Here is a 16900-nt window from a genome sequence, read left to right on the forward strand (position 1 = left end):
TACGCGGTCGCAAGGACGCGTCATCGGGTTCCGGGCACCTTTCTTTTGCCGCTTGCGGCGCTACAACGTCATCCAGCAATTTGTAAGAGGAATCACATGTCCAGCAAGCTCAAGCGACCGTTCGAACGGCATCTCAGGCAGCTCTCGCTCAGCGTCGTCCTGCTCGCGGTATTGGCGCCCGCTGGCGCCTTTGCGCAGGACCAGAAGACGGTGCCGCAAAGCCGGCAGGAAATGCAGCTCTCGTTCTCGCCGCTGGTCAAGCAAACCTCCGGTGCCGTCGTCAACGTCTATGCCGAGCGCGTCGTGCAGCGCCCGAACCTGTTTTCCGGCGACCCCTTCTTCGAGCAGTTCTTCGGCCAGCGCATGCCGAACCGTTCGGAAAAGCAGTCTTCGCTCGGTTCCGGTGTCATTCTCTCCGGCGACGGTCTTGTCGTTACCAACAATCACGTCATCGAAGGCGCTGATGATATCAAGATCGCCTTGGCGGACGGCCGGGAGTTTCCCTGCGAACTCGTCCTGAAGGACGAGAGCGTCGATCTGGCCGTGTTGCGGATCAAGGCAAAGGAAAATTTCCCGGTCCTGCCGCTTGCCGATTCGGACCGCACCGAGGTCGGTGATCTGGTGCTCGCGATCGGCAATCCGTTTGGTGTCGGCCAGACCGTCACAAGCGGCATCGTGTCGGCGCTTGCCCGCAACCAGGTGTCGTCGGGTGATTTCGGCTTCTTCATCCAGACCGACGCGTCGATCAATCCCGGTAACTCCGGCGGCGCGCTGATGAACATGAATGGCGAACTGATCGGCATCAACACCGCGATCTTCTCGCGCGGCGGCGGATCGAACGGAATCGGCTTCGCCATTCCGGCAAATCTTGTCAAGGTCTTCCTGGCGGCTGCCTCCGAAGGCAAGTCGGTCTTCGACCGTCCCTATGTCGGCGCGACCTTCGATGCCGTGACCTCTGACGTCGCCGAAGCGCTTGGCTTGAAGGCCGCCCGCGGCGCTCTGGTGTCGCGTGTCGTCGAAGGCGGTCCGGCCGACAAGGCAGGATTGAAGCCCGGCGAGGTTGTCACGGCCGTCAATGGCATTCCAGTCGAGCATCCCGATGCGCTCGGCTACCGACTGACGACGGCGGGCCTCGGCAAGGGAGCGAAATTGAGCGTCCAGACGCCCGACGGCATGCGCGACCTCCAGCTTGCGCTCAATTCCGCGCCGGAAAGCACGCCGCGCGACGAGCGGGTGCTGGAAGGCCGTAATCCCTTCGCGGGCCTTCGGATTGCCAACCTGTCACCGAAACTCGCCACGGAACTGCGCATGCCCACGGACAAGAGCGGGGTCGTCGTCACCGACGTCTCGCGCGGCTCGCCTGCCGGTCGTCTCGGCTTCCAACCACAGGACATCGTCGTCTCGCTGAACGGCGAGGCGGTCGCTTCGACGACTGTAATGGAGAAGATGCTCCGCACCGATCCGGGGTTCTGGCGGGTCGAGATCGAACGCAAGGGACAGCGTATCCGGCAGTTCTTCCGATGAACGGTGAGGGCTGATGAGCGACGACCTGTTTGCACCGAAAGTCCCAGAAGAGGTCGCCGGCCGGCGGCCGCTTGCCGACCGGTTGCGGCCGAAGACGCTTTCGGAGGTGACAGGTCAGGCTCATCTGACGGGTGACGATGGTGTGCTTCGTCGCATGATCGATTCTGGCTCGCTTGGATCGATGATCTTCTGGGGGCCGCCCGGTACCGGCAAGACGACCGTCGCCCGGTTGCTGTCAGGCGAGGCGGGGCTCGCTTTTGAGCAGATTTCGGCGATCTTTTCCGGCGTCGCGGATCTGAAGAAGGTGTTCGAATCGGCACGCCTGAGACGCATGCAGGGCCGCCAGACGCTTCTCTTCGTCGACGAGATCCATCGCTTCAACCGCGCCCAGCAGGACAGTTTCCTGCCCGTCATGGAAGACGGAACGGTGATCCTCGTCGGTGCCACCACAGAGAACCCGAGTTTCGAACTCAACGCCGCTCTCTTGTCGCGTGCCCGGGTTCTGACTTTCCGCAGTCACGACGAGGACAGCCTCAGCGAACTCTTGGAACGCGCTGAGCAAGTGGAGGCAAAGCCGCTGCCGCTCGATGACGGCGCGCGTACAAGCCTGATCCGGATGGCGGACGGAGACGGCCGTGCGGTTCTGACGCTGGCCGAGGAAATCTGGCGTGCAGCGCGCGCGGGCGAGGTCTTCGACACGGTTGGTCTGACCGAGATCGTCCAGCGTCGTGCCCCCGTCTACGACAAGGCGCAGGACGGCCACTACAATCTCATCTCCGCGCTCCACAAGTCGGTGCGTGGCTCGGATCCCGATGCAGCACTGTATTACCTCGCGCGGATGTTCGATGCCGGCGAGGACCCGCTCTATCTCGGCCGACGTCTGGTCCGGATGGCGGTGGAGGACATAGGCCTTGCCGACCCGCAGGCGCTTGTCGTGTGCAATGCCGCCAAAGATGCCTACGACTATTTAGGTTCGCCTGAAGGCGAGCTGGCGCTCGCCCAGGCCTGCGTCTACCTGGCGACGGCTCCGAAATCGAATGCGGTCTATATGGCCTTCAAGGCAGCGACCCGTGCTGCCAAGGAAAACGGCTCGCTTCTGCCACCCAAGCATATCCTTAATGCCCCGACCAAGCTGATGAAAGCCGAGGGCTATAATGACGGGTATCGCTACGATCACGACGAGCCCGACGCGTTTTCAGGCCAGAATTACTTCCCCGAAAAAATGGGCCGCCAGACCTATTACGATCCCCCGGAGCGTGGCTTCGAGCGTGACATCAGAAAGCGTCTCGACTGGTGGTCGAAGCTGCGCAAGGAGCGCGGCGGCAGCTAAGCCTCAGGAAGCCCTGGCGATGCCTGGTTTCTGCGCCTGACCCGGTGCCGCGACGAGCCTCACCGAAGACTCGGCCAGAGCGTGATGCCCTTCCATATCCACCACCAGATGCCAGTGGCCGTTTTCCGGAACGGCGATCCGCAGCGGCGATTTCTTCGCAACGCCGCCGACGAACTTGAAATCGAGTTGTTCCGTAAACCGCTGGTAGTTCGCAGCAGTCATCAGGCGGACGTTGTTCACCCCATTGAGCGTGACTTCGATGATCGTGCCGGCGCGCTGCGGTTTGAGATCATAATGCGTGTAGCGAAAATTCGGACCTGCCATGCTTGCCTCATTCATGCCAGTATATGGGTACAACAATCCTACAGACACCCGGTTAAAGATCTATGGAACCTACTGCGTTCCTGGGTGTTATTTAAGCATGATGCCGACGCGCTGAGCCACCAGCCCGCTGGCAAGACAGATAAAGCAAGGCGATGTTTCCCCCCGCGTCGCCCAAAAACGACAAAATATTTGACCTCCAATCTACCTGGTCCCGCTGTTCCCCGCAGCGGGACTTTTCTTTTTTCGGTTTCGTAAAAAGCTGTCTCTACAAAGACTTGAAGCAATTTCCGGACTCAGGTCGAGAGCGATTTGATTCAGTTTGTGAGGTGCTGGCGGTCCAGTTGGGCGGTCAGCGCAAAGATGGTTTCGCACACGGGCGTCGGCACGCCGGCCAGTTTTCCGAGCGACACGACCATGCCCGTCAACGGCACGATCTCCAGCGCCTTGCCCGCAAGTAGATCCTGAAGCATCGAGGTTTTTACTGGCCCGAAACCTTGCGCTCTCGCAAACATTTCATCGGCCGTCTGGGTGAACCTCGCACCAAAGGCGGTGCCGACGGCCTGAACCTCGTTGATGATTTTCCGAACGATTTCGGCGATATCCGGGTTTGACATCATGTCGATCATCAAGGCGCGGGTGAGGGCGCTGATGGGATTGAAGGCGGCGTTGCCACGAAGCTTCGCCCAGATCTCGTCTCTGATCCGCGGCGTTGCCTTGGCATCGAGATCGCAGCGCTGGAAAAGGTCCACGATCGACGACAGTTCGCCGGACATCTCGCCGCTGGGTTCTCCGAGAAAGAAGTGGCCTTTGCCGTTCAGGCGGGTCTTGCCGGGTTCGATGATTTCCGCACCTTGATACGCGACGCAACCGATCACGCGTTCCGGACCGATGGCGTTCCAGATGCAGCTGTCTGCGTCGAGCTCGGGGATTTGCCGGCCTCCAAACCCGCTTTCCATGTCCCCATGGAAATACCACCAGGGAATTCCGTTCAGGATCATCACGACGCGCGTGCTTTCGCCAATCAGTGCCGCCAGACCATCTGTTGCGGCTGCGAGCTGATGGCCCTTCAAACCGGTAATGATAATATCCTGTGGAGGCAGACTGAACGGATCATCCGTCGCGGCAACCCGTACGCGGACCGGATCGATGCCTATGTCTTCATAAACGACGTTTAACCCGTTCTCTCGGATTGCCTTAAGCTGTGCGCCTCGCGCCACAACCGACAGCTCCGTGTCGGCTCCTGATCCAGCCGCAATCTTTGCGGCAAATGCACTTCCGAGCGCGCCCGCGCCATATACGCAAATTCTTCTGAACGACATCTGTCCTCGCTGCATTCCGACGTAAGTCGGAAGCAGTGTAGGGGAGCGGTAGAAGCGAGGCGACCGATAATTTCGGCCGGTCCTAGTGCGAGGGGTTGTTCGGCAGCAGTTCGTTCATTCGCAGTTCGTCGATTGCTGTGACAGCCTCTTCCGCGGTCCAGCCGGCCTTCAGGGCCGCTGCAATCATCCTTACTTCCGCCTCTTCCTCAAGCGCAAGAAACAGCGGCTCGAGCGCTTCCTGGACGGTCAGGACATTCTCCTCCGGCGACGGGACGGACTGCCGTGCGGTATTCGTCAGCATGTGCGGTTCTCCTCTGTGATGGTCGAATCTATCCAATTTAACGACCCCCGAAAAGGTTCCCAAAAAACGTCGATTTTGCGGGCTTTCTGGCATCCCAATATCGTGATCTGAAGATATCGCACAAAGGTCGTTCCGGACGGTCGCAGTTAACGATGCGTTTATGAATTCGTGAAAATAAATCGCAATACGGTGCGGGATTGTCCTCGCTATCTGGGCTGGGTTGCCTGGATCGTCCCGCGGCTTTCAGCCGGTTGTATCGCCTGCGCATCCGCCACTTGCAGGCTTTGTATGGAGTAAACGCAATGACCCAGAAGACACTTGCCCTGGCGCTCGTCGCCGCCTTTGCCGCCAGCCCCGTTATGGCTGCGGATCTCACCAGCGCCTATGAGGCGCCCGCCTACAGCGAACCTGCGAGCGAACCGGCCGGTTGGTCAGGTGCTTATGTCGGTGGACACGGCGGTGTAACGTCGCCGAGGATCAACCCGTTTGCCAGCGGCAAGGGCCTCAACCTCGGCGTTCACGGCGGCTACAACCACGACCTGGGCGGCGCTATCGTTGGTGGCGAACTCGATTACTCCTATCTCGGCGATGCCGACGTGAAGGCCCGCGGCGGCAAGCTGTCCGAGCGTCATCGCATGGCCGCAAAGGTCAAGGCTGGTGTTCCGCTCGACCAGACGCTGCTTTACGGCACGACCGGTCTTGCCATGACGAAGTATCGCGATGGCGACAATGTTACCGGCCCGGACGGCTGGAAGCCTGGCCTCCTGCTGGGTGCCGGCATCGAGCAGAAGCTGACCGGCAACATCTCGGCCCGCGTCGAGTACAACTATGTCATGACCGACAACGTCAAGAGCTCCTACCAGGGCGTCGAAACCCGTAAGGACGTTCATGACCACTCGGTTACCGCTGGCGTGAACTACAGGTTCTGATTAATCCGGTCACACCCGGAACGGAAAAGGCTCGCTCACGCGGGCCTTTTTTCGTTGGGGACTTGGGCTGAGCCGCCTCAACGGTTTGCCTATCGATGTCCGTCGGGAAACGCTGCGAGCCACAACTTCTGCCCCATCGCTCATCCCATAAACTCAAAAGGCCCGCAATCGCGGGCCCTCTTCATGATCGGTATGAAAACGATGGGTCTGAACCGGTGGCCGATCAGCCGTCCGACCAGAACCGGCTGTGATCGAACTCTTCGGCAATACCGAGCGGCAGAGGCTCTGCGTTGCTGGGTTTTGCAGTCAGATCCGTCAGCGTGCGGCCGACGACGAGCGGCGCGGTCATTCCGGTCGATGCGCCGGGGGGCGAGATCGCCCAGGAGATCAAAACGTCTTCGCCATCAAACTCGTCTTCCGGATCGATCTGCGGCCCGGTGATCGGCAGCGATGCCAGCGAGTGTCTTGGTTCTGGAAGTCCTTTCGCCGGCGCAGCAAGGGCGAGGGCGGGTACGAAGCCCGGTGCAGGGCGAGGCAGCATCGGCATGCTGTTTCCGAGCGCGGACGCCGATGCGGCCGTCGGTGCCGGACCAAGCGAGGCGGTTTCGATGACGGCGGCAGGAGCCGATGACGCGGTTTCAGCCGCCGGACGCAGGCCCGGGGCCGGGATTGCGAGAGATGCCAGATCGGCAAAGGCGGGTACCGGCGCCACGGCAACCGTCGCACGCGCCGATGGCCGTGGCGTCGTCTGCTCGTCGAGTGCTGCAAGCGCGCGGCTGCGTGGTGTTGGCAGCATCGCGGTGATCAGGCCGCTGCCGACCCGTTTTCCGGCACCTGCATCATCGTCGGCCTCGATATCTATGGTCGCACGCGCAATAGCGATCGACTTGCCGCTGCCACGGCGTTTGAGATCGGCCATCGCGACGCTATAGCCCTGGAGCGGTCTTCCGTCGGCGGGAACATGGATGGTTCTGCCGTTCGGGAAGATACGCGCCAGCTCCTGCCGCGACAGACGTGGCCAGGCTCGGACATTGCCGACATCCACATGCAGGAAGGGCGAGCCGGATGTCGGGTAATAACCGACGCCGCCGCCCTGTATCTGAACAGCGATGGCCCGCAGCGTCGAAAGCTTGACGCCGGGAATGTAGAGATCGATCGCCTTGCCAAGCATATGCTGGCTCTTGCGCGCAACCCCGGTGGAGCGTGAGCGACCGCGCAGCATGTTGTTGGTGGCAGGCGAACGATAGGCCGATACGACGTGGATGTAATTGTTGGTGCCGGAACGCTCGTAGATCTCCCAGACGAGATCGAGCAGGTTCGGATCCATTCGCGCCGTCTCGTTGCGGCGCCAGTCGCGCAGGAACCGGTTCATCTGGGCAAGACCCTTCTGATCCAGCCTGCCGTCCCGCTTGTAGGTAATCGTCGCCTTTTCGCCCGTATGGGTAAAATAAAGCTTGAGAGACCGATCCTCGGCAAAGGCAAACGACGCCGATCCCAACAAAGCCGCCACCGCAAGCCCGGCTGCGCCCGCAGACCGTGCAGCCTTGCCGGCCGCTTGCGAGGCGAGGTTCACAAGTGCGCGTGCAGCACCGGGTACAGACTTAATCGACAGAGACTGGGACACGACAAACCCGCTTTACGCAAACTGTGACAGCGGGATGCGAAAACCGCAGCCCGGCGAATACGGGACCATTATGGTCAACGAAAAGCTAACGGGAGGTTGATGGCCGCAAGGCGAAGTGCGGTGACACGGCTTTGTGAAGTGGGGTGGGCCACGCTAGGATCAAACCGGATTGCAGGTCATGCTGTTGCTGGCCGTGGGTCGCCAGCGCTCTAAGCTCGGTTCCTCGCTTTTGGCATACACGGGAAAGACTGTTTCGAGGGAACAGCTACGAACAGAGTTTATTCAGTGTTTGAGGAAAAGGCCGCAAGAAAAATCCCCGCACTGAACATGATCAGTGCGGGGATCAGGTTAGACTAATTTGGCTCAGTTGAGGGCTAGCCGCTCACTCACCAATCCCGTCTCAACTCAGCTGCAGCCGCTCGTTGCGCCGCAGGTGTCGCACTTTTCGCATGTTCCGTTGCGGACCATGGTGAAGTTCTGGCACTCGGTGCACATGTTGCCGGTGTAGCCCTGCATGATCGACTTCATGCGGCGATCGGCTTCCTTCTTCTTGGCTTCCGCCTTGGCAGCGGCAGCGTCTGCCTCAGCCTTGTCCGAGAAGAGGGCGGTTGCGACCTGCTGGCCTTCGTCGGCAAGCTGCTCGTCGGCGATATCATCCGCCACTTCGCGAGGCCGCTCTTCGTAGTCGCGCTTGAAGGACACGACTTCCGATGTGGAGATCGCAAGCGTGGTCTCGAGCTTGCGGGCAGCCGAGCCGGCAAACGAGGTGACGTTGCCGCCGCCGCTGCCGACCGAGGCCTTTGCCGCGGAGCCCCCTGCCGAACCCTTCGGCTCGTTGCCGGCCAACCGGTCGGAACCACCCGAGACGAGTGTCGGCTTGTAGCCGCGCGTCCAGCCGGTGGAGAGAAGGTTGGTCTTGCCTTCCTCGATACCCTTGCCAAGTGCCGTCTGCGAGAAGTCCGACGTATCCACATGCGCCAGATCGTGACGGCCGAGATAGGACACGGCCAGTTCGCGGAACACGTAGTCGAGGATCGACGTGGCGTTCTTGATCGCGTCATTGCCAGTCACGATGCCGGCCGGCTCGAACTTGGTGAAGGTGAAGGCCTCCACATATTCTTCAAGCGGCACGCCGTACTGGAGACCGAGCGAGATGGCGATGGCGAAGTTGTTCATCATCGCACGGAAGGCGGCGCCTTCCTTGTGCATGTCGATGAAGATTTCGCCGATGCGGCCGTCACCGAATTCGCCGGTACGCAGATACACCTTGTGTCCGCCGACATTGGCCTTCTGGGTGTAACCCTGGCGGCGGTTTGGCAGCTTTTCCCGTTCGCGGGTGACGCGTTCGACGATCCGCTCGACGATCTTTTCGGTGATCGTCACGGCCTGTGCGGCAGTTGGTGCTGCAATCAGCTCCTCGATCGCGTCCTCTGCATCGTCTTCGTCGATCAGCGAGGCGTTGAGCGGCTGCGACAGCTTCGAACCATCGCGGTAGAGGGCGTTGGCCTTCAGAGCCAGCTTCCAGGACAGCATGTAAGCTGCGCCGCAATCTTCGACGGTTGCCTCGTTCGGCATGTTGATCGTCTTGGAGATCGCGCCGGAGATGAACGGCTGGGCCGCCGCCATCATGCGGATGTGGCTTTCAACCGACAGGTAGCGCTTGCCGATCTTGCCGCACGGGTTGGCGCAATCGAACACCGGCAGATGCTCGTCCTTGAGGAACGGTGCGCCTTCCAGCGTCATCGCACCGCAGACGTGGATGTTGGCAGCTTCGATGTCCTTCTTCGAGAAACCGATATGCTCAAGCAGGTTGAAGCTCATGTCGGCGAGCTGCTCGTCGGAAACCTTGAGGGTCTCCTTGAGGAAGTCGGTGCCGAGCGTCCACTGGTTGAACACGAACTTGATGTCGAAGGCAGCCTTGGTTGCGCCGTTGATGGCAGCGATCTTCTCGTCGGAGAAGCCCTTTGCCTTCAGCGAACCGGGGTTGACGCCGGGAGCCTGGTTGATGTTGCCGTGACCGACCGCATAGGCCTCGATCTCGGCAAGCTGGCTTTCGGTATAGCCGAGGCTGCGAAGCGCTTCCGGAACCGCACCGTTGATGATCTTGAAGTAGCCGCCGCCGGCGAGCTTCTTGAACTTGACCAGTGCAAAGTCGGGCTCGATGCCGGTCGTGTCGCAGTCCATGACCAGACCGATCGTGCCTGTCGGCGCAATCACGGTTGTCTGGGCGTTGCGGTAGCCGTGCTTTTCACCCAGCTGCAGCGCCTTGTCCCAGGCAGCCTTTGCATGGATGACGAGATCCTGGTCCGGGTTTTCCGAGTGGATCAGCGCAACCGGATCGACCGACAGCTGCTCGTAGCCGGAGGTTTCGCCGTAAGCCGCGCGGCGGTGGTTGCGGATGACCCGCAGCATGCTTTCGCGGTTCGGTGCGAAATTCGCGAACGGTCCGAGTTCGCCGGCCATCTCGGCAGACGTCGCATAGGCAACGCCGGTCATGATCGCGGTCAGCGAGCCGGCAATGGCGCGGCCTTCCTTCGAGTCATACGGAATGCCCGACGACATCAGGAAGCCACCAATGTTGGCATAGCCGAGGCCGAGCGTGCGGTACTGGTAGGAGAGTTCGGCAATTTCCTTGGACGGGAACTGCGCCATCATGACCGAGACTTCGAGAACGACGGTCCACAGGCGGACCGAATGCTCGTAATCGGCAATGTTGATGTTCTTCGTCGCCGGGTTCTTGAACTGAAGAAGGTTCAGCGAGGCAAGGTTGCAGGCCGTGTCGTCGAGGAACATGTATTCCGAGCACGGATTCGAGCCGCGGATCGGTCCACCGGCCGGCGACGTGTGCCAGTCGTTCATCGTCGTGTTGAAGTGGATGCCCGGATCGGCAGACGCCCATGCGGCATAGGAAATCTGTTCCCACAGGTCCTTGGCCTTCAGCGTCTTCATGACCTTGCCGTCCTTGCGAGCGGTCAGGTTCCAGTCGCCGTCATTCTCGACCGCCTTGAGGAAGTCGTCCTTCAGCGAAACGGAATTGTTGGAGTTCTGGCCGGAGACAGTGAGGTATGCTTCCGAATCCCAGTCGGTGTCGTAGGTCTTGAACTCGAGATCCTTGTAGCCCTGACGGGCGAACTGGATGACGCGCTTGACGTAGTTTTCCGGAACCTGGTCCTTCTTGGCGGCCTTGATTTCGCGCTTCAGGGCAGGGTTCTTCAGCGGGTCGTAGCACTCGTCGCCATCGGCTTCGCAATTGACGCAAGCCTTCATGATTGCCTTCAGATGACGGCTGACGATCTTGGAACCGGTGACGAGGGCAGCAACCTTCTGCTCTTCCTTGACCTTCCAGTTGATGTATTCCTCGATATCCGGATGGTCGATATCGACCACGACCATCTTGGCCGCGCGGCGCGTCGTGCCGCCCGACTTGATGGCGCCGGCTGCACGGTCACCGATCTTGAGGAAGCTCATCAGGCCGCTGGAGCGACCGCCGCCCGAGAGCTTTTCGCCTTCGCCGCGCAGATGGCTGAAGTTGGAGCCGGTGCCGGAGCCGTATTTGAACAGGCGTGCTTCGCGGACCCAGAGGTCCATGATGCCGCCTTCGTTGACGAGATCATCGCCGACGGACTGGATAAAGCAGGCATGCGGCTGCGGATGCTCGTAGGACGACTTCGACTTGGTCAGCTTGCCGGTGAACGGGTCGATATAGAAATGGCCCTGGCCGGGACCGTCGATGCCATAGGCCCAATGCAGGCCGGTGTTGAACCACTGCGGGCTGTTCGGCGCAACGCGCTGGGTGGCAAGCATATAGGCAAGCTCGTCCATAAACGCGGACGCGTCGTCTTCCGACGTGAAATAGCCGCCCTTCCAGCCCCAGTAGGTCCAGGTACCGGCAAGACGCGAAAATACCTGGCGCGCATCGATTTCCGAACCGTAACGCTCGCCTTCGGGAAGATCGCGCAGCGCCTTTTCATCGGCAACCGAACGCCAGAGGAACGACGGAACGTCGTTTTCTTCGACTTTCTTCAGGCGCGCAGGCACGCCGGCCTTGCGGAAATACTTCTGCGCCAGAACGTCCGTCGCAACCTGCGAGAACTGCGTGGGCACGTCGATATCCGCAAGCCGGAAGACGATCGAGCCATCCGGATTACGGATCTCGCTGGTTGCCTTGCGGAATTCAATCTCTCCGTAGGCGCCCGTTTCCGGCTTGGTGAAACGACGTTCGATGCGCATTGCCTAATCCCTCGTCAGTGAGGCGCCACTCGATGGGGCGCACGTGTTCATGCCGGCTGCTCGCCATCATGGGCAGCCGGTCAAAATTTTATCACCCAGTGAAACATCATGGATGGCATGTCTGTATCTTGTGATGGATGGTGGCTGCAAACACTAAATATAGTATTAACAGTTTCTTTCCGCCAGCGCCAGCACCGTTTCAGCAGACCATCGAGCGGCCATGGAAATCCGTCACCAGGCGATCCTCAAGAACCGCCACGACCTGCAGGAAACCCATTTTGACTCGAAAAAGAACCGGCCTCGTTACTCCCGGTCCAGTCGCCGCCGCAACCTGATGGCAATGTCGACCTCCAGGGGAGATTCGTCAAGCCGTAGTTGTTAGTGGTTTCGTAACCACAAGATATTGTAGGTTTGGCTGTGGATAACGGGGAAGAAAAAACGTTGAGGAATCTCAGTGATTTACGACGTCAAGTACCGGACTGCGCGAAGTTCACGCAATTGGACGGCGTTCGCGATCAGGACTGCTTCGACAGTGCGACGCCTGTAAAGCAGGGACTTTGCCTATGCTCTGAAGCATCTGTGTGACACTGGCGACAATTTCGGATTATTTTCGAGGTTGGGAAAATGCGGTTCGCTCTGTTGACAGCCGGAAATGTTTCCAAACGGCACGTCTTGCAGGGGTAAGTCCATCGCTCCGATTTCTCATCCCTCGTATTCCGCAAATGTACCGTAAACGGTTTTCGTATATCTAACCGGGATGCAAGTAGGTTTCGCAAAAAGCGAGTTCAAAAGAGGGAGCCCGTGATGTTCGGCGACGTCGTTGCACGGCATAGTCGTCAGGCAATCTTTCGCACACTCGGGCTCGCGCTGATCTGTACCTCCGGCTCGCTCCCCGCGTTTGCCGATGCGACGCAACGACCTTCGTATCGTTGCGAATTTGCGCATACCATGGATACTGCAGTTTCGAGATCCGCCTGTAATGCTGTCCGCTCCACAGTCGAGCAGATGACGGGTCGAGGACCTGGTTATGGACAGTTCGTCTTCGAGGTAACGCGCGCTCGCACAAACAGCGTGTCTGCGAGATTGCGCTGGAAGGCAGACGGAGCTGCTGGCTGGCGTTCCGGACCGGTCGTGACGACCGTCGTCTCGGACGCGGCTTTGAATGACGATATTCTGAAGGCATTTGCCCGGCAGCTTGTCGAGGCATCAGGATTTTGAATGGCCACAGGAAGGCCGGGGGAGACTTGAATGGCGACTTACACGGAAGAGACTGACGCAGCGGCTAGCCGTTCCACGGCCTACAAGATCGCTGCCGGCGACACGTTCACCGGCGCGCTGGCGACCGGAGATGCCGATTGGATCAAGGTCTCGCTTACGGCAGGCAAAGCCTATCAGTTCGACATGTCGGGGACGGTCGGCTGGGCCGGTCTCCAGGTCATGGACGCGGACGGCATCGCGATTGATATCGACGAGAACAGTCTCGACACGGACTTCGAGAAGTCGACGCTCAGCGTCTTTGCCGAAAAGAGTGGCACCTACTATATCCGCGTCGGCAGTCACGACGAATGGTCAGGCGACTATGCGCTGAAGACGACGGTTGTTACCGCCCCGAAATTCGCAAGCTACGATACGATCGCCAAGCAGTTGACCACTGATTTCTGGACCAGCGACGGCGGCACGCCCTTCAAGTTCAATATCGCGGCCGGCGGCACATTGACCGTCAACATCGGTGCGCTGACCACCCAGGGCCAGCAGCTGGCCAAGTGGGCTCTCACTGCCTGGACGGAAGCCTCCGGCATCAAGTTCAAGTTCGTGGCCGGTTCGGCACAGATCTCCTTCGACGACAAGGAGGGCGGCGCTTACGGCGGATCGACGTCGATCATCGGCGGTTTCACCACGGCGTCTTTCGTCAATGTGGCGGCAAGCTGGATCACCGACTACGGCGCGGGCGCAGACAGCTACACGATGTCCACCTATGTGCACGAGATCGGTCATGCGCTGGGGCTCGGCCATGCGGGCAACTATGACGGCAACGCCACCTGGGGCATCGACAATCGGTTCGAAAACGATTCCTCACAACTGACGGTGATGTCCTATTTCGACGATCAGGTCAGTGTCTGGGCCGGTGGCTCCGGCACCTCCTCCATCACGCCGATGATGGTGGACGTCCTTGCCATCCGCAACCTCTACGGGACCACGGCGATCAGTTCGGGCAACACGACCTACGACCTCAAGTCCGACTTCCTCGGCAAGGATGTCGCGATGAACCTGGTCGATACCGGCGGCAGCGATACGCTGAATTTCAGCTGGGCGTCGGGAAACCAGCGGATCGACCTCAATGCCGAAAAATTCTCGAGCGTCTCGGGCGGGATCAACAATCTCTCGCTGTCGCGGGGCACGGTGATCGAGAACGCGATTGGCGGCAAGGGCGTGGATGTCATCGTCGGCAACGCGGTCGCCAACATCCTCGAAGGTCGGGCTGGACAAGACAAGCTGATCGGCAACGGCGGCAACGACAAGCTGATCGGTGGTACCGGAAACGATACCCTGACCGGTGGCAGCGGCAAGGACACGTTCGTCTTCAGTTCGGCGCTGAACAGCTCAACGAATGTCGATACGATCACCGACTTCTCGGTCGTGGACGATCTAGTCCATCTGGAGAACGCGATCTTCACCGCCTTCACCAAGAACGGAGCGATTTCCAGCGGCAATTTCCTGAAAAGCACGTCGCCAACGGCGAAGGACAGCAACGATTTTCTGGTCTACGAAACCGATACCGGAAATCTGTTCTACGATGCCAACGGCAGCAAGTCCGGCGGCTCGATCATGATTGCGCATCTCGATAAGAGCCTGGCGCTGAGCTATCAGGATTTCCTGATCGTCTGAAACCGGTTGCGCGAAGACAGACCGGCACGGGTGGGCCGGTCTGGATGTCGTATGGCAGTTCAGCCCTTGTGGCCCTTGGCGATCGGCTCCTGGTAGGTGAAGCCCATATCCCAGGGGAAATAGATCCACGTATCCTGGCTGACCTCGGTCACGAACGTATCGATCATCGGCACGCCCGACGGCTTTGCATAGACGCAGCCGAAATGCGCCTTTGGCAGCATGGCACGCACCTCGGAGGCTGTCTTGCCGGTGTCGGTCAGGTCGTCGATCACTAGGATGCCAAGCCCACCGTCTTCGCAGAGCTCGGGCGAAATCCCTTTCAGAAGGTTCATCTCACCCTGGTTGACGTAGTCGTGGTAGGACGCGATGCAGACGGTCTCGATCAGGCGGATGTTCAGCTCGCGCGAAATAATCGCCGCCGGCACAAGGCCGCCGCGCGTGATGCAGACGATCGCTCTGAACTCCTGACCCAAACCGGCGAGACGCCACGCCAGCGCGCGCGCATCACGGTGGAACTGGTCCCAGGAGACGGGGAAAGCTTTTTCGGGAAGAGACATTGGAGAGCCTTGGCTTAGATCTGCTTTGGCTCTCGCTAATAGCGGGAAACGGATGTTTCTGGCAAGGTGGGTAGGACGACTTCCGCCCGACCCTTCATCGCGACAGAAGCGTCAGCGCGGTCATTGAATCCAGAACGCTGCGTGTCGTCCCTCCGAACAGCATTTCCCACCAGCGGGAATGGCCGTAGCCACCCATGACCAGCAGATCGATACTGTTGTCCAAAAGCCGGTTTTCGATGGCTTTGGCTGGCGTCTCGCGGCTACCGATCCGCGTGGTGACAGTGACGTTGACGCCATGTCGCGCAAGACTTGTGGCAATCTCGGTTCCCGCAAACTCTGCCGCCTGGTCGCCGCGCTCCGGCGGGTCGACGACGAGCACTTCCACACTTGTGGCGGTCTTGAGGAAGGGCAGGGCATCGAAGGTCGCGCGGGCCGCTTCCTTGGAGCCGTTCCAACCGATCAGAACACGCTCGATCGGCTTAAAGGCGGTCATCCGGTGTGGAACGAGCAACATCGGGCGACCGCTCTCGAACAGGAAGGTTTCGAGATCGGCCCGGTGATCCGAATGCGAAGGGTCGCTCTGGCTTGCAATGATGAGGTCCGCGGTCCGGGCAGTCTCCATCACCGAACTCGCGCCATATCCGGCAGAGGAGACGAAACTGCGCCATTCGCGCGACAGTCCCTCACGCGTGGACACCGTGTTGAAGATGTCGGCGACCATGGCCGTTTCCTTCTGGGCAACCTCCTGCAGGACCTGGACCGCTGCGGGATCGGGGATCTCCATTGGCGCAATCAACGGCACGGCGGCAAGCGTCTCGGCATGCACGCCAATCAGGTGGGCGGAAAACGTTTCAGCCAGGGCCGCGCCAAAATCCGCCATTTGCCGGGCGTTCTGCGGAATGTCGAGGACAGCAAGAATGGTTTTGTAAGCCATGGCGTCATCTCCCTTGTTGACCGGCGCCGGGGAGCCGAAATCCGGTCTCTAATTGTTACGTGATGCCCAGATCGGGCTTGGTCGATCGACTTGGGGAAGGCCAGCTCGCGCAGGTCTCTCTCATGCGTCCGCCGTCGGGTTGTCGGCAATCCGGGTGCCGTCGATATTGGCAATCATGTCCGCGACAGCCTGCGCGGCCGCGTCCAGAACCTGCGGATCGCGGGCGCGGACCACCAGCTCGGTTGAAAAGCGCTTGCCGTCGTATTTTGGATAAGAGCCGATGCTAGTCTCCGGATGCGCCTTCTGCACAGCCGCAAGCGGGGTCCCGATATCGCCCTCGCCATAAGGGCAGGCAATTGCCCGCGACAGCACTTTCGAGCCCGATTTGAGCGTCGGCAGAACATTGTCCATCATCGCCTGGAACACCTGCGGTACACCGGCCATCACGTGGACATTGCCGATGACGAAGCCGGGTGCCGTCGAAACCGGATTGGCAATATGCGTGGCACCCTGCGGCATCCGCGCCATGCGTTGGCGGGCCTCGGTGAATTCCATTTCGCGGCGCTTGTACATCTCGGCGAGCAACCGCATCGCTTCCGGGTCGTGAATGCAGGGCACTTCGAATGCTTTTGAGACTGCATCCGCGGTGATGTCGTCATGGGTCGGGCCGATGCCGCCGGACGTGAAGACGTAATCGTACCGGGCACGCAAAGCGTTCAGAGCCTCAACGATCGCGTCTTCTTCGTCCGCAACGATGCGCACTTCCTTCAGGTCGATGCCTGAAAGCGTCAGCAGGTCGGCGAGGTGGCCGATATTCTTGTCCTTGGTCCGGCCGGAAAGAAGCTCGTCGCCGATGGCGAGCATCGCCGCGCTGACGAGGGTAGGTGAGGATGACAGGGTATCGGACATGGAGGCGCTCGCTTTCTCATTGCACGGGAACGT

Annotated in this window: 13 protein-coding genes; 5 read left to right on the forward strand and 8 right to left on the reverse strand. The window is 60.1% G+C overall.

Annotation, left to right across the window (positions count from 1 at the left end; translation table 11 throughout):
- Positions 1–96 precede the first annotated feature (96 nt).
- Positions 97–1524, forward strand: a complete 1428-nt coding sequence (locus tag J3A65_RS08035; protein WP_209900639.1) for a DegQ family serine endoprotease — start codon at positions 97–99, stop codon at positions 1522–1524.
- A 13-nt stretch (positions 1525–1537) separates the two neighbouring features.
- Positions 1538–2854, forward strand: coding sequence for a replication-associated recombination protein A (locus J3A65_RS08040; RefSeq protein WP_209900641.1), 1317 nt, complete (start codon positions 1538–1540; stop codon positions 2852–2854).
- 3 nt (positions 2855–2857) lie between these two features.
- Here J3A65_RS08040 and J3A65_RS08045 read toward each other — a convergent pair whose 3' ends face one another.
- The 3 genes from J3A65_RS08045 to J3A65_RS08055 form a co-directional block, all read right to left on the reverse strand.
- On the reverse strand, positions 2858–3178 hold the full coding sequence (locus J3A65_RS08045) for a DUF1883 domain-containing protein (protein WP_062457672.1): 321 nt from the start codon (positions 3176–3178) through the stop codon (positions 2858–2860).
- 314 nt (positions 3179–3492) lie between these two features.
- Positions 3493–4497, reverse strand: a complete 1005-nt coding sequence (locus tag J3A65_RS08050; RefSeq protein ID WP_209900643.1) for a 2-dehydropantoate 2-reductase — start codon at positions 4495–4497, stop codon at positions 3493–3495.
- A gap of 82 nt (positions 4498–4579) precedes the next feature.
- Positions 4580–4798: a hypothetical protein gene (locus J3A65_RS08055; protein ID WP_062457666.1), complete on the reverse strand. Its 219-nt coding sequence runs from the start codon at positions 4796–4798 to the stop codon at positions 4580–4582.
- 302 nt (positions 4799–5100) lie between these two features.
- On the opposite strand from J3A65_RS08055, the gene J3A65_RS08060 reads away from it, so the two are divergent.
- Positions 5101–5727, forward strand: coding sequence for an outer membrane protein (locus tag J3A65_RS08060; RefSeq protein WP_062457663.1), 627 nt, complete (start codon positions 5101–5103; stop codon positions 5725–5727).
- A gap of 223 nt (positions 5728–5950) precedes the next feature.
- Here the strand turns inward: J3A65_RS08060 and J3A65_RS08065 are convergent, their stop codons facing one another.
- Positions 5951–7351, reverse strand: a complete 1401-nt coding sequence (locus tag J3A65_RS08065) for a DUF882 domain-containing protein (RefSeq protein ID WP_244474035.1) — start codon at positions 7349–7351, stop codon at positions 5951–5953.
- 405 nt (positions 7352–7756) lie between these two features.
- Complete coding sequence (locus J3A65_RS08070; RefSeq protein ID WP_209900645.1) at positions 7757–11581, reverse strand: vitamin B12-dependent ribonucleotide reductase; 3825 nt, start codon at positions 11579–11581, stop codon at positions 7757–7759.
- 804 nt (positions 11582–12385) lie between these two features.
- Here J3A65_RS08070 and J3A65_RS08075 point away from each other — a divergent pair.
- Together J3A65_RS08075 and J3A65_RS08080 are read left to right on the forward strand one after the other, a co-directional pair.
- A complete protein-coding gene (locus J3A65_RS08075) occupies positions 12386–12799 on the forward strand; it encodes a hypothetical protein (protein ID WP_062457657.1) in 414 nt (137 codons plus the stop codon).
- A gap of 30 nt (positions 12800–12829) precedes the next feature.
- The gene (locus J3A65_RS08080; RefSeq protein ID WP_209900647.1) at positions 12830–14467 is read left to right on the forward strand and encodes a M10 family metallopeptidase C-terminal domain-containing protein; all 1638 of its coding nucleotides are present in this window, start codon (positions 12830–12832) and stop codon (positions 14465–14467) included.
- Positions 14468–14526: 59 nt separating this feature from the next.
- Here J3A65_RS08080 and gpt read toward each other — a convergent pair whose 3' ends face one another.
- The 3 genes from gpt to J3A65_RS08095 form a co-directional block, all read right to left on the reverse strand.
- Positions 14527–15024 (reverse strand): xanthine phosphoribosyltransferase, encoded by a 498-nt coding sequence (gpt, locus tag J3A65_RS08085; protein ID WP_092662062.1) that lies wholly within the window; start codon positions 15022–15024, stop codon positions 14527–14529.
- Between the two features lie 94 nt (positions 15025–15118).
- A complete protein-coding gene (locus J3A65_RS08090) occupies positions 15119–15958 on the reverse strand; it encodes a universal stress protein (RefSeq protein WP_209900649.1) in 840 nt (279 codons plus the stop codon).
- Between the two features lie 120 nt (positions 15959–16078).
- On the reverse strand, positions 16079–16867 hold the full coding sequence (locus tag J3A65_RS08095) for a competence/damage-inducible protein A (RefSeq protein ID WP_092662066.1): 789 nt from the start codon (positions 16865–16867) through the stop codon (positions 16079–16081).
- Positions 16868–16900 lie beyond the last annotated feature (33 nt).

Source organism: Rhizobium sp. PvP014, from assembly GCF_017876855.1.
Classification (GTDB): Bacteria; Pseudomonadota; Alphaproteobacteria; order Rhizobiales; family Rhizobiaceae; genus Neorhizobium; species Neorhizobium soli.